Source organism: Streptomyces sp. NRRL B-1347 (assembly GCF_000720325.1).
Lineage (GTDB): Bacteria > Actinomycetota > Actinomycetes > Streptomycetales > Streptomycetaceae > Streptomyces.
On sequence record NZ_JOJM01000348.1, the window covers coordinates 1 to 214 of the forward strand.

Annotated in this window: 1 protein-coding gene; it reads left to right on the forward strand. The window is 68.2% G+C overall.

Features of this window, described 5'->3' with window-relative positions; translation table 11 throughout:
* The coding region (locus IG74_RS47520; protein ID WP_037827770.1) for an acyl carrier protein at positions 1 to 214 on the forward strand (214 nt) is incomplete at both ends.

Below are 214 nucleotides of genomic sequence, written 5' to 3' on the forward strand. Positions count from 1 at the left end.
GCCGCGGCGGTGCTCGGTTTCGCGGGTGCTGAAGTGGTCGAGCCGGGGCGGGCGTTCAAGGAGTTGGGCTTCGACTCGCTGACGGCGGTGGAGTTCCGTAACCGGTTGAACGCGGAGACGGGGTTGGTGTTGCCGGCCACGTTGGTCTTCGACTACCCGAGTTCTGTGGTGCTGGCCGGTCATCTGCGTGCCGAGGTGCTGGGCGCGCGGGAGG